The organism is Burkholderia sp. Tr-862, from assembly GCF_011753085.1.
GTDB lineage: Bacteria > Pseudomonadota > Gammaproteobacteria > Burkholderiales > Burkholderiaceae > Burkholderia > Burkholderia ambifaria.
In genome coordinates this window covers 13622-35301 of the sequence record NZ_VWWG01000021.1, presented here as the reverse complement: position 1 = coordinate 35301, position 21680 = coordinate 13622, and the positions used below count along the sequence as shown (strand labels likewise).

Below are 21680 nucleotides of genomic sequence, written 5' to 3'. Positions count from 1 at the left end.
CATGCATGATGCTCGCCGGCGGCGAGCTGGCGGGCGCTCCGGCGCCGAGCGCGGCCGCAGCGGTGGCCCGGCCGGCGAACGCCGCGCTCGTTGCCGATGTCGCGACGCGGCTGGCACGAGTCGGCGCGATTCGCGCGGATTTTCGGCAGACACAGACGCTGTCGGCGATGAAGCAGCCGCTCGTCAGCACAGGATCGATGTTGTTCGATCGCAGGTCGGGCGTCGTCTGGCGCATCGAGACACCCTACAAGGCCACCTATGTGATTACGGACGGCGGCATGCGTGAGGTCGGGGCGGATGGACGCCTCGTCGCGCCGGGCGGCGGTGGCCGCGGCGTCGCGCAAGTGTCGCGCATGATGCGCGACATGCTCGGCGGTGACCTGTCGGCACTGTATGCGCAATTCGACGTCGAAGCGAGCGGCACACCGGAACGGTGGCGGATGGTGTTGCGGCCGAACCAGCCGCAGCTCGCACAGGCGATCCGCGTGCTCGAAATGAGCGGCGGTGCCTATCTCGGCAAGCTCGACATGACGTTTGCGAACGGCAATGTGACCGTGCTCGAGTTCGTGCGGCCGACGCCGGTCGACGCGCCCGCGCCAGTCGAGCGCGGTTGGCTGGAGACACGATGATGAATACGGCGCGGGACGCGATCGACGCATCGGGCGAGCGCGGCCGGCGGTGCGTGCTGTGCGCCGCATGGCTGATCGTCGCGCTGGTTGCGATCGCGTTCATCCTGTGGCGCTTCAGCGGCCCCGCACCGTTGCAGACGAACCTGCTTGCGTTGCTGCCGGCCACCGAAGCGAATCCGGTTGCCGAACGAGCCGTCGACGTGCTCGGCGATGTGCTCGGCAATCGCACCGTCTATCTGGTGACCGATCGGGACGCCGACCGCGCCAAGGCCGCCGCGAAGCAGTTTGGCGCGCGGCTCGATGCGAGCGGGGCATTTCGTTCGGTGACGGTCGAAGTGCCGCCGTTCGACCTGTCGCAGATCGCGGCAACCTATATGCCGGCCCGTTTCGGTCTGCTGACGGACGCGGATCGCCGGTCGCTCGAACAAGGCGACGCCGCGCTCGGCGAACGGCTCGTCCGGCGGCTCTACGCGCCGCCCGTCGACGGTCTGCAGACTGCCGTGGCGGACGATCCGTTTGGCTGGCTGCAACACTGGCTCGGCGAGCTGCCGCTCGCGGCATCGAACCTGTCGCTCGAAGACGGCATGCTGGTGTCGCATCGCGCCGGCGCAACGGGCGTGCTCGTGATGACGTCGCTGGCGGGGTCGGCCTATGAATCCAGTGTCCAACATGCGGTACGTGTCGCGACTGCCGATGCGGAACGTGCACTTGCGGCCGACTTCCGCGGCGTTCGCGTCGAACGGGCCGGCGCCGTGTTCTATGCCGAAGCGGCGCGCGCCAGTGCCGAGCGCGACGTGCACGTGATCGGCGCGGTGTCGCTGGCCGGCATCGCGCTGCTGCTGATGAGCGTATTCCGGTCGCCGCGTCTGCTGGTGCTCGCGTTTGCGTCGACGGCATTCGGCATCGTGTGTGCGCTGGCCGCGACGCTGTTGATATTCGGCAAGCTGCACCTGCTGACGCTGGTGTTCGGCGTGAGCCTGATCGGCGAGGCCGTCGACTATTCGATCCAGTATTTCGTCGCCTACCTTTCAGCGGGGCGGCAATGGGATGCGCGGCGCGGCGCGGCGGCGGTCAGGCCGGCACTCGCGGTGGCGCTGGCGACCAGCCTGCTGGGTTACGCGATCCTGATGTGGGTGCCGTTCCCGGCACTCAAGCAGATCGCATGCTTTGCGATCGTCGGGATCCTCAGCGCGTTCGCGGCGGTTACCGGATTTTTGCCGCTCATGCTGACCCAGGGGCCCCGGAGCGCGCCGTCCCGCGTGTTCTCGTGTGCGGCTCGCCTGCTGAACGGCTGGCAGTCGCTGCTCGCAGGGCGGCGCGCCGTGGCCGCCGCCGTACTGGTGGCGCTGGTTGCGATTCCGGGGTGGGTCGTCCTGAAGAGCGACGACGACATTCATCTGCTGATCCAGCGCGATGTGGGCCTCGCTCGACAGGAAAGCAATATCCGCGCGGCGGTCGGGCTGGCAAACACCGCACAGTTCTTCGTCGTCCATGGCGCGTCGCCGGAAGAGGTGCTCGAGCGTTCCGAGGCGCTGCTCGCGGCGCTCGATCAGCAGCGGGTCGGCCGCGTCCAGTCGATCGCGACGTTCGTGCCGTCGGCGAAGCAGCAGGCACACAATCGCGCCGTGCTGGGCACGCACGTGTTTGCCGACGCCGCCGCACTGCGTGCGACCCTGGCGCACGCGGGCTTCCGCGACGAGGTTGCCGACGCGTGGATTCGCGCGTATTCCGTCGATGCCCCGGCGACGCTGTCCGTCGATACGTGGCTGGCGGCACGCTGGTCGGCCCCGTTCCGGCATCTGTGGCTCGGGCGAGTCGACGGCGGCACCGGTCCCGTCGATGCGGCACTGGCGATTCCGGAACGGGTCGACGCGGCGAACGGGGCGACTTTCGCTGCGCTTGCGCGCTCACTGCCGGGCGTGTCGTGGGTCGACAAGGCCGCGAGCGTGTCGAGCCTGTTCGGCGCCTATCGGGTCGACAGCGGCCTGTGGCTGGCCGGGGCGCTGGTCGTGGTCGCCGCGCTGCTGATGTGGCGATACGGCGTGCGCGGCGGTATTGCGACGACGTTGCCGGTCGTGTTCGCCATCGCGTTGACGCTCGCGGCGTTCGGCTATGCGGGGGTGCCGCTCACGCTTTTCAATTGGCTTGCGCTGATGCTGGTGCTCGGCGTGGGCGCCAACTACGCGGTGTTCCTCCGGGAAGGCTGCATGCGGGACGCGGCCGGTCTCGGCGCCGTATGGACCGGCGTGCTGCTGTCGGCGGCCACGACGTTGCTGTCGTTCGGGATGCTCGGCGCGAGCGCGATGCCCGCGTTGCGCAGCTTTGGCACGACTCTCGCGATGGGGATCGTTTTTTCGGTGCTGTTCGCGCCGCTTGCCACGCCGTCCGCGAAGGAGGGGCGCGCATGAATTCCAGACTGACGCCGGTCTACCTGTCCGCGCCCGGCATGATCAACGCGCTCGGCGCAACCACCGACGAAATCGTCGACGCATTGCACGCCGGCGTCGCGCCGGGCATGGCGGCGCGTACCGATGGCGTTGCCGGCGGCTGGATCGGGAGCGTGCGTGCCGCGCTGGACGTCGAGCCGCCAACCTCGCTCGTGCATTTCGATTGCAGGAACAATCGGCTGTTGCTTGCCGCACTGGCGCAGATCGGATCCTTCGTCGACGCGGCGATCGCACGTTACGGTCCGCGCCGGATCGGTGTCGTGATCGGCACGAGTACGTCCGGCATCCAGGCGGCGGAGCAGGCGCTTGCGCAGCGTGCCGCGACGGGAACGATGCCTGCCGGATTCGATTATCGACAGATGGAAATCGGCACGGCGGCGCCGTTCGTGCGCGCGGTGCTGGGTGTGGCCGGGCCAGCCTATACGCTGTCGACCGCATGCACATCGAGTGCCAAGGCATTCGCGGCCGCGCGCCGCCTGCTGCGGCTGAAGCTGTGCGACGCGGTCGTCGTCGGCGGCGCGGATTCGCTGTGCGAGCTGACGCTGCAGGGTTTCGCGTCGCTCGAATCGGTCAGCCCGGGTCGGACCAACCCGATGAGCCGAAACCGGAACGGAATCAATATCGGCGAAGGCGCCGCACTGTTCGTGATGAGTCGCGATGAAGCGGCGGTCCGGCTGGCCGGCGTCGGCGAGTCGAGCGATGCGCACCACATCTCGGCGCCGGATCCGGCGGGCTGCGGCGCGGAGGACGCGCTGCGCGCCGCGCTCGCGGACGCCGGCGTGGCATCGTCCGCGATCGGCTACGTGAACCTGCACGCGACGGCGACGCGGCTGAACGACGAGATGGAAGCGAACATGATGGCACGGGTGTTTCCGCACGGCGTACCGGCGAGCGGGACCAAGCCGCTGACAGGACACATGCTCGGCGCGGCGGGCGCGACCGAGCTTGGATTCGGCTGGCTGACGCTGGCGCGCGGGATCGCGCTGCCGACGCACGTCTGGGACGGCGAGCGCGACCCGGCGCTGCCGGGACTCGACCTGGTCGACCGCGAGCATCGTCTGGCCGGCGCTGCAACAGGACGCTACGTGATGAGCAATTCGTTCGCATTCGGCGGCAGCAATGCCAGCCTGATTCTGGGGGGCTGACATGGCTGCAGGACCATTGATCGACGCGCTGCATGGCGGCGCGGATATTCCCGTCGGCAACGTGCGTGACGTCTTGCCGCATCGCGGCACGATGCTGCTGCTCGACGCGATCGAGCGCTGCTCGGAAACCGGCATCGAGGTCAGCGCGCTCGCGCGCCGCGATGCGTGGTATGTCGACGGCAATGGCGCGATGCCGGCGTGGATCGGCATCGAGCTGATGGCGCAGGCGATCGCCGCGCATGTCGGCCTGCTCGCAGCGCATGCGGGCGGCCGCGCGAAACCGGGCGTGTTGCTCGGGGCCAACCGCTATCTCGCGCATCGCACGGCGTTCGGCGCCGACACGACGCTGCGCATCGTCGCGCGGGAATTGCTGCGCGGCGATGAGGGGCATGGCGCGTACGAATGCGCGATTCATGCCGACGGCCAGTGTTGCGCGGAAGCCGTCGTCAAGGTGTACCAACCGAACGATTTTCAATCTTTTATCGAGGGGAGCTTCAATTCATGACTCGGCGAGTTCTCGTGACAGGAGCGAGTCGCGGCATCGGCCGCGCCGTGGCGCTGCGCGCGGCGTCCGACGGTTTCGCCGTGACCGTGCATTGCCGCACCGGCCGCGACGACGCGGAAGCCGTGGCCGCGACGATTCGCGCGCAGGGCGGCACGGCAAGCGTGCTGCAGTTCGACGTGCGCGACCGTGCGGCGTGCCGGCGGGAACTGGAGGCCGATGTCGAAACGAATGGCGCGTACTACGGGATCGTCTGTTGCGCGGGCGTGACGCGGGATGGCGCGTTTCCGGCGCTGTCCGAAGAGGACTGGGACATCGTGATCGAAACCGGGCTGGACGCCTTCTACAACGTCGTTCATCCGCTGACCATGCCGATGGTGCGCCTGCGCGGCGGCGGCCGCATCGTGACGATCGCGTCCGTGTCCGGCGTGATGGGTAATCGCGGCCAAGTCAATTACAGCGCCGCGAAGGCCGGGCTGATCGGCGCGACCAAGGCGCTGGCGGTCGAGCTGGCGTCGCGCAGGATCACGGTCAATTGCGTGGCGCCCGGGCTGGTCGACACCGGCATGCTCGACGATGTGCCGCTGGAACACGCATTGAAGACCGTGCCGATGGGCCGCGTCGGCCAGCCCGACGAAGTCGCGGCGGTGGTCGGTTTCCTGATGTCGGATGCGGCGAGCTACGTCACCCGGCAAGTGATCGGCGTCAACGGCGGGATGGTGTGATGAAGCGAGTGGTCGTGACGGGAATGGGCGGTGTGACCGCGTTTGGTCAACGCTGGCCGGAAATCGAAGCGCGCTTGCGCGACGGGCGCAACGCGGTGCGGCGCATGCCGGAATGGGACTGCTTCGAGGCGCTGCATACGCGGCTTGCGTGTCCGTTGCCGGCGTTCGAGCTGCCGCCCACGTATCCGCGCAAGAAGACGCGTTCGATGGGGCCGGTGTCGATGTACGCGGTGCGAGCGAGCGAACTGGCGCTGGAGGATGCGGGGTTGTCCGACGATGCATCGATCCGTGACGGCCGGATGGGTGTCGCGTACGGATCGTCGTCGGGATCGGTCGAACCGATCCGGGCATTCGGCACGATGCTCGAAACGGGCTCGATGCGGGACGTCACGTCGAACAGCTACGTGCAGATGATGCCCCATACCACGGCCGTCAACGTCAGCCTGTTCTGGGATCTGAAAGGCCGGATCGTGCCGACGTCGTCCGCATGCGCGTCCGGCAGCCAGGCGATCGGCTACGCGTACGAAGCGATTGCGGCGGGCAAACAAGCGCTGATGCTGGCGGGCGGCGCGGAAGAATTGTCCGGCCCGGCGGTGGCCGTATTCGATACCCTGTATGCGACCAGTACGCGCAATGATGCCGCGCACCTGACGCCACGCCCGTTCGACGCCGATCGCGACGGTCTGGTGGTTGGCGAGGGCGCGGCGACGCTTGTGCTCGAGGAGTACGAGCACGCGGTCGCGCGCGGCGCGACGATCCATGCGGAGATCGTCGGCTTCGGCTGCAATTCCGACGGTGCGCACATTACCCAGCCGACCGCCGAGACGATGGCGGTCGCCATGCGTCTCGCGCTGAGTGATGCGGCGCTCGATGCCGACGCGATCGGCTACGTGAACGCGCACGGTACGTCGACCGATCGGGGCGACGTGGCGGAGAGTCATGCGACGGCGTCCGTGTTCGGCCAACGCATGCCGATCAGTTCGCTGAAAAGCTATGTGGGTCACACGCTCGGCGCGTGCGGCGCACTCGAGGCATGGTGGACGATTGAAATGATGAAGCGCAACTGGTATGCGCCGACGCTCAATCTCACCACGGTCGATCCGGCTTGCGCGCCGCTCGACTACATCATCGGCGACGCACGCCGGATCGATGCGGAATTCGTGATGAGCAACAACTTCGCGTTCGGCGGGATCAACACGTCGTTGATCTTCCGCCGGATCGGCGCATGACGGCGGGCGGCGGCGCGGCGACGCGCGTCGTGGTCACGGGGCTCGGCATCGTGTCGTGCCTCGGCAATTCGCTTGCCGAAGTATCGGACGCGCTGCGCACCGGCCGCTCGGGGGTGAGCCGCGTCGACACGTGGCGCGAGCGCGGTTTTCGCAGTCAGGTCGCCGGGGTGGCGAGCGTGGCGTCGGCGGCGCGATTCGCGCGCAAGCACGAGCGCTTCATGGGCGACACGGCGCGGTTCGCCGCGCATGCGGCCGCGTCGGCACTCGACGATGCAGGGCTCGACGCCGGGATGCTGCGTTCGCCGCGCGCGGGCGCGATCGTGGGGTCGGGCATCGGATCGATAGCCGACTACGACGACGCGATGGAGATCGCGCGGCATCGCGGTATCGAGAAGACGCCGCCTTATGTCGTGCCGAAAGCGATGAGCAGCACGGCGTCGGCATGCGTCGCGCAATTGTTCGGCATCGAAGGCGTGTCGTACTCGCCGTCGTCCGCCTGCACGAGCGCGGCGCTGGCGATCGGGCAGGCGGCGCACTGGATTCGCTCCGGGTACCAGGACATCGTGCTGGCCGGCGGGAGCGAGGCACTGCACGACAACATGACGCTGATGTTCGACGCGATGGGCGCGTTGTCGAGCGGTTTCAACGATACGCCGGAGCGCGCGTCGCGCCCGTATGCGCTCGGCCGCGACGGCTTCGTGATCGCGTCGGGTGCGGGCATTCTCGTGCTCGAATCGCTCGAGCATGCGCGTGCGCGCGGTGCACGAATTTACGCGGAAATCAGCGGGTTCGGCCAATGCACGGACAACGCCGGCATGGCGGCGCCTCATGCGCCGGGGATCGCGCGCGCGATGCGTGGCGCGCTCGACGGCAGCGGGCGGCGTCCGGACTACGTCAACACACATGCGCCGTCGACGCCGCTCGGCGACACCGAGGAACTCGAGGCGCTCCGCGACGTATTCGGTGGCGACGTGCCGGCATTCTCGTCGACGAAAGGAATGACGGGACATCCGCTCGGCGCGAGCGGTGCGCACGAAGCGATCTACACGATGCTGATGATGCGCGACGGGTTTGTCGCGGGTACCGCGGTCGGCCTCGAGCCCGATCCGGCGATCGCCGGCATGCCGCTCGTGCGTACCGCGCGCGAATGCTCGATCGAACGCGCGCTGTCGGTTTCGTTCGGATTCGGCGGCAGCTGTGCCAGTGTGTTGTTGGACGCCTGGAAGGGCGATTGAAGTGAACTTACTGAGCTGAGAGGACGATAACAATGAAGCACAAAGGACATCTGGCCGGCATGTTGGTGGCCGCGTCGTTGCTGACGGGGTGCGGTACCGTGGTGCGTTCGCTGCCTCTGCCGGCGGCGGCAACGGCACCGGACACGAGCGGCGTCGCGATCTATTTCGGTACGCAGCCGCATCCGGACGTGAAGACCAGCATCGGTCCGCGTTCGGAATCGGTGCGCGTGCGTCGCATCGAAGGGGAGCAGCCGACGTGCGACCAGGCGCTGGCCGAAGCGTTGAACCGTCTTCGCATCTACGCGAAGAATCATGGCGGGAATGCGGTCGTCAATGTGACGACGCGTTTTCATGAAAAGCGTTCGGATTCGACGACCGAATATACGTGCGGCGTGAGCGGCAGCGCCGGCGCGATTGCCGTGTCGGGCGACGTCGTGCAGCTGAACGCGCAATAACGGGAGCACACGTGAAATACCGCATCGCACTGGCGCTGCTCGGCGCGACGTTCGTCGCGTCGGCCGCGCACGCACGAGACACGATCAACGACTATCCGATCGAGAGCGCGTTGAAGAGCGAGCAAGGAAAGCTCGACGACGGCGTCGCGCTCTATTTCGGTGATCAGTCGCATCCTCGCGTGCTCAAGTCGTACGGCACGTTCGCGACGAACAAGAAGACCAACTCGTTCGGCAAGAGCGACGAGGCGGCGTGCCAGCATGTGTTCCTGTCGGCAGTCATCGAACTGCAGGCGCGCGCGCGAAAGGAAGGCGGCAATGCCGTCGTCGGCATCAAGAGCAATTACCGCAATGTGTTGCGTTCGAGTACGACCGAGTTCACCTGCGGCGCCGGCGCGATCGTGGCGGGTGCGGCGCTCACAGGAGAGGTCGTGACGCTGAAGCCTTAGCCGGCGCGAGTCGGGACGGGGCCGCCGAACGGTGGCCTCCGTCACTCAGGCGGGCTTGCGCGCGGCGACGTTCACGAGCGTCTCGCGGCGCCGGCCCGGCTTCGGTGCGTACAGGCCGATGCGCTCGAGGAGTCCGAAGTCTTTCGCGCGGCTCCACCACAGGTACGGGAACGATACATTGCGGGCGTCGAACGTGAACCCGCCATCGCGCAGCATGGCAAGATAGCCGTCGGCACTTTTCTGAACCTCCATCGGATGACGGAACAGCAGCCGGATCACCCACGACTTGATGTACGCGTCGGTTGATTCGGCGAACAGCAGCAGCCCGCCGGGTTTCAGCACGCGGCGAAAGTCGGCCAGCGCATGCTCCTGGTCGACGAGATGATGAAAGGTCTGATGGCAGAACACGATGTCGACGCTCGAATCGGCGAGCGGGATCTGCGTGCAGTCCGCACGATGCAGTTCGACGGGCGTGGCGCAGCGACGCGCGGCTTCCGACGCATGCGTGAGTGAGTCGTCGTGGTAATCGATGCCGATGATTTTGCCGGGCGCGAACGCTTCGCTGAGCAGGCGGAACGACTTGCCCTGACCGCATCCCGCATCGAGGATGACGGGGGCCTTCGGCAGGGGCGCGCCGATGAGCTGCTTGAGGTCGTCGATGGCCACCCTAAGCACGTGATGCTCCCAGGTATGCGTGCGAAGAAACCAGATGCCGAAGCGGGTTTCGGGAACATAGGCGGGGGCGTGCGTGCGGCAGGGCGTCATGGGCCTCTCGTCGGAATGTTGGATTTGTTGATCGCCTATTGTAATTTGCAACGCCAGATCGTGGCGTGAGAAACGTAAGATATCCAATCCATCGAAATGGAACGGCAAGCATGAGTGAAATGAAATCGAATTCCGTCGACGTCGCGATCATCGGGGCGGGGCCGTCCGGTGCGGTCGCGGCCGCGTTGTTGCGCAGGGCGGGCCGTTCCGTGCTGGTGCTGGAGCGCCAGCATTTTCCGCGCTTTTCGATCGGCGAGAGTCTGTTGCCTCAAAGCATGCAGTATCTCGAAGAGGCGGGTATGTTGCAGGCCGTCGTCGAGGCCGGCTTCCAGTTCAAGAACGGCGCCTATTTCGTTTATCGCGACAGGATGTCGTCGTTCGATTTCCGGGAAAAGTTTTCCGACGGTTGGGGGACAGCTTATCAAGTCGAACGCGCTGCATTCGACGATCTGCTGATCCGTTGTGCGGCGGAACAGGGCGCGGACGTGCGATTCGGCCATACCGTGCATGCTTTCCATCCGGGTGAGACGCAACGGCTCGATGTCGTCGACGAAGCGGGGCGCGAATATTCCGTTCAAGCGTCGTTCGTACTCGACGCCAGCGGATTCGGCCGCGTGCTGCCGCGCCTGCTCGATCTCGAGGCGCCGACCGGCATGCCGACGCGCGCGGCAATCTTTTCGCACGTCGAAGACAGTCTGCCGGCCGGGTCGACCGATCGCGACAAGATCTGCATTGCCGTCCATCCGGAGCGTCGCGACGTGTGGTTCTGGATGATCCCGCTGACGAACGGGCGCTCGTCGGTCGGCTGCGTGGCCGATGCCGGTTTTCTCGACGTGCCGCAAGCGCAGCAGGAATCGTTGCTGCGGGACTTGCTGCAGAGCGAGCCGACTTTGTCGCGGCTCGTCGGCGGCAAGCCATTCGTGATGCCGGTGCGTCGCATCGCGGGCTATGCGTCGAATGTCGAGCACCTGCACGGGCGCGGCTATGCGTTGCTCGGCAACGCGGGCGAATTCCTCGATCCGATCTTCTCGTCCGGCGTGACGATCGCGATGCGCTCCGCGCAACTGGCAGTCGCCGTGCTCGAACGTCAGTTGCGCGGCGAGACGGTCGATTGGACACGCGATTACGACATCGCGCTGCGCAAGGGCATCGACACTTTCCGCGCGTTCGTCGAGCGCTGGTACTCAGGGGCGCTTCAGGACATCGTGTTTCATGAAGACAAGGCGTCCGACGTGAAGCGCATGGTCTGCTCGATTCTGGCCGGCTATGCGTGGGACGAGTCGAATCCGTTCGTACGGGAACCGGCGCGCGGCCTCGACGTGCTCGCCGAATTCTGCCGTGCCGGTGGCCTCGGGTGATTCGGTGAATCGAGGCGGGCGCCGAGCGATGTTTCGTCCGGCGCCCGCCATTGCATCACCGTTGCTCAGCTCCCCTGCAGCCGGATATCGCGCGACGACGCGCCGACATACACGGTCCCGCCCGGCACGACCTTCCAGCCGTTTCGCGACGTATCCCACACGCTCTGCATCCGCGGTGAAATGGTCACGCGCACATGCCGTGCCTCGCCCGGGTTCAGCCGGATCTTCTCCCAGCCGACCAGCCGCTTCGGCGGTTCGTCCTTGTACGGCACGCCGAGATAGACCTGCGGCGTTTCCGCGCCTGCGACGCGGCCGTCATTGCGCACGGTAAATGCGACGCTCAGCGAGCCGTCCCGTTGCCGCGACACCGACAGCCCCGAATACGCGAAGTGCGTGTACGACAGCCCGTAGCCGAATTCATACATCGGCTTGATGTTGCGCGCGTCGTACCAGCGATACCCCATGTTCAGCTTCTCCGCGTAGACGGGATCGTTCTCGAACGCGCCGCCTTGCCTCCACGCCGGCGAATCCTCGTCGCGCGCCGGGAACGTGACGGGCAGCTTGCCGGACGGATTGACCGCGCCGAACAGCACGTTCGCGATCGCCTTGCCGCCGCCTTCGCCCGGATACCACGCCTCGACGATCGCCGACACGCTGTCCTTCCACGGCATCAGCACCGGATTGCCGCTCTGCACGACGACGATCGTGTGCGGGTTGGCACGCGCGACCGCTTCGACGAGCGCGTCCTGGTTCGACGGATTCGCGAGGCTCAGGCTCTGCAGGTCGCCGAAATCCTCGCCGGCCGGCTGCGCGACCACGACGATCGCGACGTCCGAGCGCCCGGCGAGCGCCGCGGCCTGGTCGATTTCCTGCTGCGTGTACGCGCGGAACGGCGACTGCTGGTCGCTGTTGCCCGCGAACGTGACCTGCGCCGCCGGCGCGAGCGCGCGGATCGCCGCGACGATCGGCACATCGACCTTCAGCCACGGATTGCGCCACCAGCTGCAGCCCGTCGACGAACCGAACGTCAGGCCGCCGCAGCCCGCGAACGAACCCGTGACCGGATCGCGCGTGTTGCCCGAGCCGCCGCCCGACAGCACGGCCGCATCGGCGTGGCCGCCGATCACGGCGATCCGCGACAGCGCGGACGCGGCCAGCGGCAACTGGTTGCCGTCGTTCTTCAGCAGAACGATCGACTGCTCGGCGACGCCCTGCGCGAACCGGTTCGCGGCCGCGAAATCGATCGTGCCGCCGCCCTTGGCCGGATCGTCCATCACGCCGACGCGGATCATCACGCCCAGCTTGCGGCGCACCATGTCGTCGAGACGCGCGGTCGACACCGAGCCGTTCGAGATCGCCTGCTTGACGGCGGCCGGCGTCAGGTAGACGCTCGGCCCGACGTCCTCTTCCTCGTCGAGCCCGGCGTTGATCGAGGCGGCCGTGCTGTGCGCGGCGCCCCAGTCGGATTGCACCTGGCCCTGGAAGCCCCATTCGTTCTTCAGCACGTCGTTCAGCAGGTAATTGTTCTCGCACGCGTACGTGCCGTTCAGGCGGTTGTAGCTGCACATCACGCTACCGGGCTGCCCGCGTTTCGCGGCGATCTCGAACGGCAGCAGGTAGAGCTCGCGCAGCGTGCGCTCGTCGATCTGCGTGTTGCCGCCCATTCGGCCGTGCTCTTGTTCGTTGCCGGCATAGTGCTTGATGGTCGCGATGACTTTCTGCCGCTGCGTGGCGAGCGTGCGCTCCGCGAGCAGGTCGCCGGCGAGCAGCGGATCCTCGCCGAGATACTCGAACAGCCGGCCGCCGCGCGGCTCTCGTGCGAGGTTGGTGCCGCCGGCGAGGCCCATGCCGAATCCTTGCGCACGCAACTGGATCGCGACCTGCTTGCCGTAGTCGTACGACAGGCGGCGATCCCAGCTCGCGGCGACGGCGATCGTCGCGGGAAAGGTGGTGCTTGCAAGCGACGTGCTGCCGGAGCCGGTCGCCGAGTCGACCATGTTGAGATCGGGAATGCCGAGCCGCGGCACGCCCTGGATGTAGCCGGCGCCACCGCCCGGCACCTTGGACATTTCGTATTGCGAATGAATGAACTGCAGTTTTTCGTCGAGCGTCATCTTGCGCACGAGGAGGTCGGCGCGCCGCTGCGCGGCGGACGACGCGAATGCGTCGGCGGCGTCGCCCGGTGAGTTGAAATCGGCGTTGCCCGCATAGACGCTGGTGCAGAGGGTCGCCGCCAGGATGGCGGCCGGCCAGAGTGTGTCCCGCATGTTGCTCTCCATGATCGTATTGCCGGTTGTTGTTCGGATGATGTCTGGAGCTGCGTACGTCCGATGGATTCGCATCGAACGCATTCGGCTGGCGATGCAGGGTGATTGCGCGTCGGCATGCCAGGCCAGGCGGGGAATCGTTACGGCCGGTTGGGCCCGATCGGACAGCGCGGACGGCGACGCGGACCGCCCGACACTGCCGAATCGGATGTAGCGATTCTCTGCAGGGACCAATCCTACGAATGTAGTTTGACTACAGCATCGGTGTTTCTACCGATACGTATGATCTTTTTTGGATGCGATCGCTCGGCGCCGGAAAAAGACGGTCATCGTTCCCGATCGAGTGTTCGCGGCGGAGTAAGAAGTACCTGCGCGATGCGGTTCGTTGTGCGCGCATCGAAGCGAACACCATCGGATTCCGGCTGCCTCGAGGAAGCCGGGCGGCACGGACGGCGCGCTAGCCGCGTCGAGCGACAGGGCTGCCGGGCAGCGGAATCCCGGCGCGATAGACGACGGTCGCGAGCGCCGCGGCAACCGCGGCCTCGGCCGTCAGCACGGCGGCGGCCGCGCCCAGTTCCGCGAAGTACTTCGCGAGCACGGGCACCAGCACGATGTTCAGAATGCCCGACGACATCAGGATCCGCGTGAACGCCGATTTCATGCCGAGCGGCAGCATCGTCTGCACGCCGAACAAGTCGGTCATCCCGGCCATGAATGGAACGAATGCCATCCAGCGCAGCACCTGGACCGTCGGTTCGTATGACGGGCCATACAGGATGCGCACCGCGAGCGGCGCGCCGAAGAAGATCGCGAGCGAGATGCCGAGCACCATCACGACCTGCACGACGAACAGCTTGCGCAGGAACGAGAACGCGTCGTTGCGTGCGTGCCGCATCAGGTAGCTGATGCGCGGATAGGTGGCGGCCTTCAGCGGCTGGAGCATGCTGAGCGCCGCGCGGATCAGCTTGTCGCCGGCGGCGAAGTAGCCGGCCGCGACGTTGCCCGACACGAAGCCGAGCAGCACGGTGTTGGTCGACGCATAGAACGCGATCGACGTCGACGCGAGGAACACTTGCCAGCCGCCTTTCAGCGATTCGGCGATGTCGGCGACGCCGACGCGCACGAAGTCGATTTCCCGCTGGAAATATAGATAGGCGGCGAGCGCGATCGCGGACAGCGTCGGCACGGCGGCGTTGACGATCATTGCGCGGTCGATATCCGCCGGGCTGTGCACGAGCGCGAACATCGCGGGCAGGCTCAGGATGCGACCGATGAACAGGATCACGCTCAGCGCGCGCAGCTTCTCCATGCCCTGGAAATACCAGCCCGGCGTAAACGCCACGCCGGCCACCATCCCGAAACCGATCAGCAGCAGGTCGCGGTCCTCGCCGAAGCGCTCGACCAGGAAGGTCAGCGCGATCAGCACGATGAAGCAGATCACGGCGATGCCGATCTGCGCGTACAGCGTCGCCCAGAAGATGCGGGAGCGTTCGGCGCGGTCGTCGCGGGCGAGCGCGATGCGCGGCGTCGCGGTCAGGTCGAAGCTGTAGCTCGTGCAGTTGGTGAGGTAGGCGATGACCGCGAGCGAGAACGCGAGCTGCCCGTAACCTTCCGGCCCCAGCGCGTGCGTCAGCAGCGGTGCGATCAGCAGCGGCACCGCGTACATCGAAATCTGCAACGTCAGCAGCAGCAGGAAGTTCTTCTTGATGTTTGACATTCGCTCGGTCGGCGCCGTGGGTGCCGCATGGCGGCGGAGTGCGGGCCGCCGTGCGCTCGCGCGGCCGGCCGGCGCTGGCCCGGCTGCGTGGGTTCGCGGCCCGTTCCGGCGGGCGCCGGTTTCGTCCGGCGATGCCGGACACGGCCACATCGTATGGCGGTCATGATACGGGCCGCGCGAGACGACAGTGTTCGCGAGCCTACCGTTCGCGAATTCCGTGCGCGCGTGCGACGCGAATCGCGCTACGGCGCGCATCGTTGTATCGCCGCAGTGACGAATGCATTTGTAAGCTGGCGCACCGAAGGACGCTCGGGCCCGGTGCTCTAATCGAGCGCACTGTTCTGGTTCAGCGCGCAAAGGGCTTGATGACGACTCGGGCCGACCACCGCCGTTCCTGGGCGACGGGAGCACGACGACGCATGGCGAAGGGCGAGCGGGGCGCGCAGGGGCGCGGCGGCAGTCCGTTACCCGAAGGCCGTGCGTTCGCCGACCCGTCGCACGATCGCGGAATGACCGATTCCGGTGGAGCCGCCGGGACGCGTGTCCGCACCCGATAACAAATACCGATCCGAGGAGTACCGATTGAAGCCGATAACGTTCGGCAGCTGCGTGGGGTGGCTGCACGAAGGACAGACGACACAAGGCGTGATTCTGTGCGAATCGCTGGGGCACGAGGCTTCGTGGACGCACAAGCTCATGCGGGCGATCGCGGAGCGGCTGGCCCGCGACGGCGTCACGGTATTGCGATTCAACTATCCGTGCACCGGTGACTCGGCGGGTGACGATCGCGACGCCGGCCGGCATGCGGCGTGCATCGCCAGCATTCACGACGCGATCGACCTGTTGCGCGACCAGGCCGGCATCACCGCGCTGACGCTCGTCGGGATTCGCGCAGGCGCGCTGTTCGCGATGCTGGCCGCGGCGGCCATGGGTCCGCGCCCGTCGCCGCGTGTCGATGCGCTGGTGGCGCTCGCACCGGTCGTGCGTGGCCGTGCCTACCTGCGCGAGCTGTCGTTCGTGCATCGCCAGTGGCTCGACACCACATCGCCCGCAATCCGCGTCGCGCATCGCGACGAACCGTGCATGAACGTGCTCGGCCATCGCTTTCCCGCCGATTTCGTCGATGCGCTGAAGGCGCTCGATCTGTGCGACGTCGTGCGCGATGCGCCGACGTTGCCCGGCGCGATGCTGCTGATCCAGCCCGATCAGGGCGACGGGCCGGCATTGCGCGATGCGTTGCTCGCGCGCGGCGTGGATGTGACGAGCGATCCGTTCCGCGAATGGCCGACGACGATGCTGGACGGTACGCGTTCGCGCTTGCCGCTTGCTGCGATCGACACGCTCGCGAACTGGATCGCCGAACGCGCGCCGCATAAGCCGGCCGGCACCGACACCACGTCGCGGGCGGACCCGGCATGGAATGGCGAGTCGGCCGTCGCGCTCGACATGAACGACATGACCGAGCAGGTCGTCGCGGTCGGTCCGGACCGGCTGGTCGGCGTGCTGTGCCGGCCCGCCGATACGCGGCCGGCGAAGCCGGTCGGCCCGGCGGTGGTGATCGCGAACACGTCGACGAATCCGCGCAGCGGCGAAGGGCGCTTCAGCGTGCGGCTCGCACGCACGCTGGCACGCGCCGGCGTGACGACGCTGCGGATCGACGTGCATGGCGTCGGCGATAGCGGGTCCGCCGCGCCCGACGATCAGTCGGGCGTCGTGTATTCGACGCAGTCGAGCGACGACGTGGCCGCTGCCGCGGACTGGCTGCGCGCGCTCGGCCATCCCGAGGTGGTCGCGGCCGGCATTTGTTCCGGCGCCTATGCGGCATTGCATGCGGCATTGAAGACGCCGTCGCTCGGCGGCGTGATCGCGATCAATCTCGCGCGCTTCGTGTGGCCGGCGGGGCTCACGCTCGAAGCGGTGCAGAAGCAGCGGAACAACTCGGTGCGCGGCTACTGGCTGTCGGTGCGCGACTGGCAGAAGTGGAAGCGCCTCGTGCGGGAGCGGCGCGACCTGCGTCCGATCGTGCGGGCCGTGGCCGCGAATGCGATCGCGCGGGTCAGCGTGCCGGCGAAGGCGCTCGCCGCGCGCGTCGGGTGGAAGCCGCGCAGCGGCACGCCGCGCGGCGTGATGCATGAACTTGCGCAACGCAACGTCTGGACGACGCTGGTGTACGGCGCGCTCGATCCCGGTATCGATGATGTCCGGCGTCACTTCGGCGCGATCGAGCACGCGTTCCGGCGCTCGCGACACGTGCGCCTGCATCTCGAGCCGCGGGTCGACCACGCGGTGTACGGCGCGGCGGGCACGGACATCGTGATCGACCTGTGCATGCAGGCGTTGGGCCGCGACTCGGCGTGGCCGGTCGCGCGCGTCGCCGATCCGGCCACGCAGGATGCGGCCGGGCGATCGTACGCGAACGTGTCGGTCGGCCAATCGTGATGCGGGCCGCGCCCCTTGCGTCGACGCTTAGGGGTGCGATCCCGTTGGGTATGAAGATCGGCGTTCGGTGGGGTCGCTCACAGACGCGCCGTTCGCCGTGGTGTCCAATCCCGTATCGGCACGGGCACGACGTGCACGGTCACGCCGTTGCATGACCGACCGGGATGCGTCAGTCCGGATCGCCCGGCTGCGCATAGGGCGACTTCGCGTAGGGCGACGTGTACAGCGTGCCGGTGTGCCAGAGGTCTTCGGTGGGTACGTCCGCCACTGGCGAGCGATGCGGCCGCGTCGGCACGAGTGGCCGGCGCAGTGCACCGCGAGCGCGCGATTCGGGCGCTGCGGCGGTGCTCGCGGCCGGAAGGGCAGCGGCAGGTGCCGCGACGTCGGAGGCAGCCGTGGCCGGCTTCGTGGCCGCGCCGGTTATCGCGGTTTGTGCGGAACGCTGGAGCGGCACCGGCGCGAGCGGCGTCGACGACGCGAAGTCCGGCGCATCGGCCGGCGTGGCGGGCACAGTCTGCGCGCCGGCGGCACAGGCAACGCAGGCCGAGACGATGCAGACGAGTGACGAAAGCGATGCAGAGCAGTTCATGACGAATCGTACGGAGTGACGTGCGGTGAAGAGGGAGGCGCGGCACCGCCATGCGAGCCGCGCCGCCAAGCGTAATGCCGGAATTCGCCGCGTTCGGCGGGTTACCGCACAGTTTTGGAAGGGCACGATGTCAATCACCACGCAACCGGAATCGACGCTCGGGACGCCGCGGTCACACACCGCAGGCATCCGGCGCGCGCCGTGGCTGTCGCGCATGGCGATCGTGGCGACCGCATGCGCACTGAGCGCATGTGCGTTGTCGCCGGGCATGACCTACCGGGCGCCTGCCGCGCACGACGCGAATGCGCGCGTGAGCGCCGACGCATCGGGCGCGGGCGGCCTCGACGGCGTGCAGAACGTGTCGAGCGAGGATCTGATCGAAATCACGCCGGCGTTCGTCGCGCAGCAGCATGCGGGCCAGCGCGCCGACGTCGACGCGGAGATCCGTCAGTTGTTCGGCAAGCCGAAGCCGTACGCGATCGGCCCGGGCGACGTGCTCGGCATCGTCGTCTGGGACCACCCCGAATTGAACCTGCCGACGACGCAGACGACGGGCGGCGGCGACGGCGTCGGTGCCAGCTCGGTCGCGACGGGCTACACGGTCGACGCGAACGGCAACGTGCAGTTCGCGTATGCGGGCCTCGTCCATGTCGCGGGGCTGACCGAGGCGCAGGCGCGCGCGCTGCTGACGAAGCGGCTCGGCGAATACGTGCGCAAGCCGCAGATCGCGCTGCGCGTGCAGACCTACCGCAGCAAGCGCGTCTATCTGGACGGCGAAGTGCGCACGCCGGGTCTGCAGATCGTCAACGACATGCCGATGACGCTGCCCGAGGCGATCGACCGCGCGGGCGGCTTCACCCCGACGGCCGACCGCTCGCAGGTATCGGTGACGCGCGGCGACAGGACCGTGAACGTGAGCCTGCCCGCGCTGATCGCCGCGGGCGTGAACCCGTCGAACATCCTGCTGCGCGACGGCGATCTCGTGCGCGTGCGCGCGGCGAGCGACGCGAAGGTGTTCGTGCTCGGCGAGGTGTCGCGGCCGGCGACGCTGACGCTGACCGACGGCCGGATGAGCCTCGGCGAAGCACTCGGCGACACGGGCGGCGTGAGCCAGTACACGTCGGACGCGCGCCAGGTGTTCGTCGTGCGCCGCGGCCCGGACAACCGCCCGCGGGTGTACCACCTCGACGGCAGTTCGCCCGCGTCGTTCGCACTGGCCGACCAGTTTCCGCTCCAGCGCCGCGACGTCGTGTTCGTCGATGCGTCGTCGCTGGTGCGCTGGAGCCGCGTCGTCAACCTGCTGATTCCGTCCTCCGCGCAGGGTGCGCTGACGGCGAAAGCCATTTCGCCGTGATGCCCGAGGCGGATTTCGTGACCGCGACCGTGCGTCGCGCCATACGGGACTGATGCTTTATGACTTCTTCGACCCTGCCTGACCCGCACAGCGGGCCCGCCCTGCGGCCATCCTATCCGGTGCGCCGCTACTGGAGCATGCTGTACGGCGGCCGGCGCGTGATCCTTTGCACGGCGCTCGCGGGCGCGCTCGTCGGCGCCGTGTATGCGCTGTGCGCGGCGCCCGTCTACCGGACCGACATCCTGTTCCAGGTCGAGCAAAGCCCGACCGACTCGAAACAGACGTCGCCGCCCGGCGATCCGTCGGCGGTGTTCGACCTGAAGACCGACGCGTCGACCGAGATCGAGGTGCTGAAATCCCGCGCCGTGCTCGACCGCGCGATCGACAGCACCAACCTGGCCGTCGACGCGCGGCCGCATTACCTGCCGCTGATCGGCTGGCGGTTCGTGAACGCGGCCGACGGGTTGTCTTCGCCGCTGCCGGGCGGCTACGTGTACGGCACCGAGCGCATCGACGTGCCGACCTTCGACGTGCCGAAGCGCCTGCTCGGCAAGGGGTTCGCGCTGACGCTCGGCGACGACGGCGTTTATACGCTGCAGCGGACGGGCTGGTTCGGCCGGAAGGGGCCGGCATGGCAGGGCCGTATCGGACAGCCGCTGCATGTCGACACACCGCAGGGGCCGCTCGACATCTTCGTGCGCAACGTGGCCGGCAAGCCCGGCGCACGCTTCGACCTGACGCGCTACAGCGACGAGGAAGCGACGGTCTGGCTGCAGAAGAATGCGCTGATCTCGGAGCGCGGCAAGCAGTCGAACATGATCGGCGTGACGCTCGACGGCATCGATCCCGTGCACGACAGCCGCGTGCTGAACGCGATCGGCGACGCGTACCTCGCGCAGAACACGCAGCGCAAGTCCGAGGCGGCCGACAAGCTGATCCGCTTCATGGATACCCAGCTGCCGCAGTTGAAGGCGCAACTGGAAAAGGCGGAAAACCGCTTCAACGCATTCCGTGCGTCGCATGGCACCGTCAATACGAGCGACGAGGCGCTGGCGTTGCGCCAGCAGTCGGTCGACATCGAGACGCGCGTGCAGACGCTGCAGCAGCGGCGCGAGGAATTGCTGACGCGCTTCATGCCGAAGCATCCGGCCTTGGTGGCCGTCGATGCGCAGCTGGCCGACGCGCAGCGTTCGCTCGACACGACACGCAAGCAGATCCAGCAGTTGCCGACCGTCGAGCAGGGCGTGCTGCAACTGCAGCGCGATGTGGCCGTCGATACCGCGCTGTACACGAACCTGCTCAACACGCGCCAGCAGATGATCCTCGCGCGGGCCAGCAAGACCGGCACCGTGCGGATCGTCGATACGGCGAAGGTCGCGGAGCAGCCGATCGGCCCGCATCGCGGCGTCGCGGTGATCGCGCTGCTGATGCTGGGGCTGCTGGCGGGCGCGGCGATCGTGATCGCCCGGCAGCGTGTCGTCGGCACGATCGGCGACGCCGAGGAAATCGAATGGACGACGGGGCTGCCCGTGTTCGCGACCGTGCCGCACAGCCCGGTCGCGGCGCAAGCAGAGTCGCGCCCGAAGGCCGGACGGCGCGGCATGCGCGCGCCGATGCCGCCGATCGACGCGCAGGACGCGGCGCTCGAAGGCCTGCGCAATTTCCGCGCGGCGCTGCAACTGTCGATGCCGGACGCGTCGAATCCTGTCGTGCTGATTTCCGGGCCGACGACGGGCGTCGGCAAGTCGTTCGTCGCCGCGAATATCGCGTCGCTCGTCGGCGCGGCGAAACGGCGGGTCCTGTTGATCGATGCCGACCTGCGCAAGGGTTCGCAGCACGAGCGGTTCCGCCACAGCCGCGCGCCGGGCCTGTCGGACGTGGTGGCCGGCACGCACGGGCTCGCCGAGACGATCCGGCGCGGGGTCGCACCGGGCCTCGATTTCATCGCGATGGGCAGCATCGTGCCGGACCCGGGCGAACTGCTGCTGCAGCCCGCACTCGCCGCACTGATCGAGCAAGTCTCAGCGCGCTACGACATGGTCGTGATCGACGGCCCGCCGTTGCTGCCGGTGGCCGACGCGCTGGTGCTCGGCCGCCTCGCGGGAACCGTGTTCCTCGTCGCGCGCAGCGGCGTGACGACGCTGACCGAACTCGAAGAAAGCGCGCGACGGCTCGAACACGCGCATATCGACGTGTGCGGCGTGGTCCTGAACGATTACAAGGGCGCGCCGGGACGGTACGACTACGGCTATAAGGAGACGAACACGCATCAGGCCGCGTCCGGATATACGGCAGGGATGGCGTCGCGGCAACGGGTGGAACGGGCGTCATGAACCGGCGAGCGGGCGGGGCCGGGCACGGGCCGCGACGGCGCCCTG

17 protein-coding genes are annotated in these 21680 nt (G+C 67.7%); 13 read left to right on the top strand and 4 right to left on the bottom strand.

Features of this window, described 5'->3' with window-relative positions:
- The first annotated feature begins 5 nt into the window (after positions 1-5).
- Genes F3J14_RS09510 through F3J14_RS09470 form a run of 9 tightly spaced genes read left to right on the top strand, consistent with a single transcriptional unit; the run spans position 6 to position 8813 of the window.
- Positions 6-629 carry an outer membrane lipoprotein carrier protein LolA gene (locus F3J14_RS09510; protein ID WP_247682179.1) on the top strand — a complete coding sequence of 208 codons (624 nt, stop codon included), beginning with the start codon at positions 6-8 and terminating at the stop codon, positions 627-629.
- The gene (locus F3J14_RS09505; protein ID WP_166722753.1) at positions 626-3037 is read left to right on the top strand and encodes an MMPL family transporter; all 2412 of its coding nucleotides are present in this window, start codon (positions 626-628) and stop codon (positions 3035-3037) included. The genes F3J14_RS09510 and F3J14_RS09505 overlap by 4 nt, the downstream gene beginning before the upstream one ends.
- A complete protein-coding gene (locus tag F3J14_RS09500; protein WP_166722752.1) occupies positions 3034-4221 on the top strand; it encodes a beta-ketoacyl-[acyl-carrier-protein] synthase family protein in 1188 nt (395 codons plus the stop codon). The genes F3J14_RS09505 and F3J14_RS09500 overlap by 4 nt, the downstream gene beginning before the upstream one ends.
- Before the next feature lies 1 nt (position 4222).
- Positions 4223-4726: a hotdog family protein gene (locus tag F3J14_RS09495; RefSeq protein ID WP_166722751.1), complete on the top strand. Its 504-nt coding sequence runs from the start codon at positions 4223-4225 to the stop codon at positions 4724-4726.
- The gene (locus F3J14_RS09490) at positions 4723-5448 is read left to right on the top strand and encodes a 3-ketoacyl-ACP reductase FabG2 (protein ID WP_166722750.1); all 726 of its coding nucleotides are present in this window, start codon (positions 4723-4725) and stop codon (positions 5446-5448) included. The genes F3J14_RS09495 and F3J14_RS09490 overlap by 4 nt, the downstream gene beginning before the upstream one ends.
- Positions 5448-6677, top strand: coding sequence for a beta-ketoacyl-ACP synthase (locus tag F3J14_RS09485; RefSeq protein ID WP_166722749.1), 1230 nt, complete (start codon positions 5448-5450; stop codon positions 6675-6677). The genes F3J14_RS09490 and F3J14_RS09485 overlap by 1 nt, the downstream gene beginning before the upstream one ends.
- On the top strand, positions 6674-7912 hold the full coding sequence (locus tag F3J14_RS09480; protein WP_166722748.1) for a beta-ketoacyl synthase N-terminal-like domain-containing protein: 1239 nt from the start codon (positions 6674-6676) through the stop codon (positions 7910-7912). Before F3J14_RS09485 ends, F3J14_RS09480 begins: the two co-directional genes overlap by 4 nt.
- Before the next feature lie 32 nt (positions 7913-7944).
- Positions 7945-8367 (top strand): signal peptidase, encoded by a 423-nt coding sequence (locus tag F3J14_RS09475; protein WP_166722747.1) that lies wholly within the window; start codon positions 7945-7947, stop codon positions 8365-8367.
- An 11-nt stretch (positions 8368-8378) separates the two neighbouring features.
- Positions 8379-8813 (top strand): excinuclease ABC subunit A, encoded by a 435-nt coding sequence (locus F3J14_RS09470; RefSeq protein WP_166722746.1) that lies wholly within the window; start codon positions 8379-8381, stop codon positions 8811-8813.
- Between the two features lie 45 nt (positions 8814-8858).
- Here the strand turns inward: F3J14_RS09470 and F3J14_RS09465 are convergent, their stop codons facing one another.
- Positions 8859-9578, bottom strand: coding sequence for a class I SAM-dependent methyltransferase (locus tag F3J14_RS09465; protein WP_166722780.1), 720 nt, complete (start codon positions 9576-9578; stop codon positions 8859-8861).
- A gap of 110 nt (positions 9579-9688) precedes the next feature.
- Here F3J14_RS09465 and F3J14_RS09460 point away from each other — a divergent pair, with 110 nt between their 5' ends.
- A complete protein-coding gene (locus tag F3J14_RS09460) occupies positions 9689-10936 on the top strand; it encodes an NAD(P)/FAD-dependent oxidoreductase (RefSeq protein WP_166722745.1) in 1248 nt (415 codons plus the stop codon).
- Between the two features lie 65 nt (positions 10937-11001).
- On the opposite strand, the gene F3J14_RS09455 is transcribed toward F3J14_RS09460, so the two are convergent.
- Both F3J14_RS09455 and F3J14_RS09450 read right to left on the bottom strand, forming a co-directional pair.
- On the bottom strand, positions 11002-13203 hold the full coding sequence (locus tag F3J14_RS09455; protein WP_166722744.1) for a glycoside hydrolase family 3 C-terminal domain-containing protein: 2202 nt from the start codon (positions 13201-13203) through the stop codon (positions 11002-11004).
- A 457-nt stretch (positions 13204-13660) separates the two neighbouring features.
- Positions 13661-14920, bottom strand: coding sequence for a flippase (locus F3J14_RS09450; RefSeq protein ID WP_166722743.1), 1260 nt, complete (start codon positions 14918-14920; stop codon positions 13661-13663).
- A gap of 582 nt (positions 14921-15502) precedes the next feature.
- Between F3J14_RS09450 and F3J14_RS09445 the strand changes: the two genes are divergently transcribed.
- The gene (locus tag F3J14_RS09445; protein WP_166722742.1) at positions 15503-17359 is read left to right on the top strand and encodes an alpha/beta hydrolase; all 1857 of its coding nucleotides are present in this window, start codon (positions 15503-15505) and stop codon (positions 17357-17359) included.
- Positions 17360-17528: 169 nt separating this feature from the next.
- Here the strand turns inward: F3J14_RS09445 and F3J14_RS35595 are convergent, their stop codons facing one another.
- Positions 17529-18218 carry a hypothetical protein gene (locus F3J14_RS35595; RefSeq protein ID WP_247682176.1) on the bottom strand — a complete coding sequence of 230 codons (690 nt, stop codon included), beginning with the start codon at positions 18216-18218 and terminating at the stop codon, positions 17529-17531.
- Between F3J14_RS35595 and F3J14_RS09435 the strand changes: the two genes are divergently transcribed.
- Positions 18217-19302, top strand: a complete 1086-nt coding sequence (locus F3J14_RS09435; protein WP_247682175.1) for a polysaccharide biosynthesis/export family protein — start codon at positions 18217-18219, stop codon at positions 19300-19302. The two genes, F3J14_RS35595 and F3J14_RS09435, sit on opposite strands and share 2 nt — an antisense overlap.
- 59 nt (positions 19303-19361) lie before the next feature.
- Positions 19362-21635, top strand: coding sequence for a polysaccharide biosynthesis tyrosine autokinase (locus tag F3J14_RS09430; RefSeq protein ID WP_166722739.1), 2274 nt, complete (start codon positions 19362-19364; stop codon positions 21633-21635).
- Positions 21636-21680: the final 45 nt, after the last annotated feature.

What these genes read in the sequence shown, in the direction of transcription:
- F3J14_RS35595 (WP_247682176.1), bottom strand. Translation starts at nt 18,218, where the DNA reads ATGCCCGGCGACAACGCACATGCGCTCAGTGCGCATGCGGTCGCCACG.
- F3J14_RS09435 (WP_247682175.1), top strand. Translation starts at nt 18,217, where the DNA reads ATGACCTACCGGGCGCCTGCCGCGCACGACGCGAATGCGCGCGTGAGC.
- F3J14_RS09480 (WP_166722748.1), top strand. Translation starts at nt 6,674, where the DNA reads ATGACGGCGGGCGGCGGCGCGGCGACGCGCGTCGTGGTCACGGGGCTC.
- F3J14_RS09485 (WP_166722749.1), top strand. Translation starts at nt 5,448, where the DNA reads ATGAAGCGAGTGGTCGTGACGGGAATGGGCGGTGTGACCGCGTTTGGT.
- F3J14_RS09430 (WP_166722739.1), top strand. Translation starts at nt 19,362, where the DNA reads ATGACTTCTTCGACCCTGCCTGACCCGCACAGCGGGCCCGCCCTGCGG.
- F3J14_RS09465 (WP_166722780.1), bottom strand. Translation starts at nt 9,578, where the DNA reads ATGACGCCCTGCCGCACGCACGCCCCCGCCTATGTTCCCGAAACCCGC.
- F3J14_RS09505 (WP_166722753.1), top strand. Translation starts at nt 626, where the DNA reads ATGATGAATACGGCGCGGGACGCGATCGACGCATCGGGCGAGCGCGGC.
- F3J14_RS09450 (WP_166722743.1), bottom strand. Translation starts at nt 14,920, where the DNA reads ATGTCAAACATCAAGAAGAACTTCCTGCTGCTGCTGACGTTGCAGATT.
- F3J14_RS09500 (WP_166722752.1), top strand. Translation starts at nt 3,034, where the DNA reads ATGAATTCCAGACTGACGCCGGTCTACCTGTCCGCGCCCGGCATGATC.
- F3J14_RS09460 (WP_166722745.1), top strand. Translation starts at nt 9,689, where the DNA reads ATGAGTGAAATGAAATCGAATTCCGTCGACGTCGCGATCATCGGGGCG.
- F3J14_RS09495 (WP_166722751.1), top strand. Translation starts at nt 4,223, where the DNA reads ATGGCTGCAGGACCATTGATCGACGCGCTGCATGGCGGCGCGGATATT.
- F3J14_RS09455 (WP_166722744.1), bottom strand. Translation starts at nt 13,203, where the DNA reads ATGCGGGACACACTCTGGCCGGCCGCCATCCTGGCGGCGACCCTCTGC.
- F3J14_RS09490 (WP_166722750.1), top strand. Translation starts at nt 4,723, where the DNA reads ATGACTCGGCGAGTTCTCGTGACAGGAGCGAGTCGCGGCATCGGCCGC.
- F3J14_RS09510 (WP_247682179.1), top strand. Translation starts at nt 6, where the DNA reads ATGATGCTCGCCGGCGGCGAGCTGGCGGGCGCTCCGGCGCCGAGCGCG.
- F3J14_RS09475 (WP_166722747.1), top strand. Translation starts at nt 7,945, where the DNA reads ATGAAGCACAAAGGACATCTGGCCGGCATGTTGGTGGCCGCGTCGTTG.